General features: G+C 63.9%; 1 protein-coding gene. It reads right to left on the bottom strand.

Annotated elements, in window-relative coordinates; translation table 11 throughout:
* Positions 1-25 precede the first annotated feature (25 nt).
* A complete protein-coding gene (locus BRAS3809_RS24350) occupies positions 26-793 on the bottom strand; it encodes an SDR family NAD(P)-dependent oxidoreductase (RefSeq protein ID WP_008964694.1) in 768 nt (255 codons plus the stop codon).
* Positions 794-980 lie beyond the last annotated feature (187 nt).

The following is a 980-nucleotide window of genomic DNA, read 5'->3' as shown; positions in this document are numbered from 1 at the left end:
GGAGAGCGGGGAGACAGCGTCGACATCAACTGATCGTCGCGCCGCCGTCGATCACCATGGTCTGGCCGGTCATGAAGTTGCCGGCGGCGGACCCTAAGAACACCGCCGCACCCGCGATCTCATCGGGGATGCCGATGCGCAACAGCGGCGAGCGCGCGGTCGAGGCCTTCAAATTCTCCGGATTGTCCCACAACGCCTTGGCGAAATCGGTCTTGATCAGGCCGGGCGCGATGCAGTTCACGCGGACATTGTGCGGGCCGTATTCGCAGGCGAGGTTGCGCGCCAGCTGCATGTCGGCGGCCTTCGAGATCGCATAGGCGCCGAGGATGGTCGAGCCCTTCAGGCCGCCGATCGAGGAGACGATGATCACGGAGCCGTCCTTGCGCGCGATCATCTGCGGCACCACCATGCTGATCAGCCAGTTGTTGGCGACGATGTTGTTGTCGAGGATTTTCCGGAACTGATCGTCGGAGATGCCGGCCAGCGGCCCGTAATACGGGTTCGACGCCGCGTTGCAGACCAGGACGTCGATCTTGCCGTAGATGCGATTGGCCTCGTCGACGAGGTTCTGCAGGTTCTCCTTGCTGGAGATGTTGGCGGCGACCGCGGCCGCCGTACCCGCGCCGTAGCGGTCGTTGATCTTCTTCGCCACGGCATCGCAGACATCGGCCTTGCGCGAGGAGATCACCACCTTGGCGCCGTGCTCGGCCATGCGCTCGGCAATGGCGAGCCCGATGCCGCGGGTGGAGCCGGTGATGACGGCGACCTTGCCGGTCATGTCGAACAGGGTCATGGGGAGTTCCTCCGGGTTGTTGGCTGTTGTTAGTTCAAGGAGCACGGCACCGTCGGCAAGATTTCCCTACGGTGCCAGTGAATGCGCCCTCTCCCCTTGTGGGAGAGGGCATGTTGGACAGCGCCTCAAGCTCGGTTGGGTGAGGGGTCTCTCTCGGCGAGTCGAACCCGCGGAGAGAAACCCCTCA

It is taken from the genome of Bradyrhizobium sp. STM 3809, assembly GCF_000239795.1.
Lineage (GTDB): Bacteria > Pseudomonadota > Alphaproteobacteria > Rhizobiales > Xanthobacteraceae > Bradyrhizobium.
The sequence above is the reverse complement of the archived record's forward strand: the minus strand, read 5'-3'. Positions and strand labels throughout refer to the sequence as shown.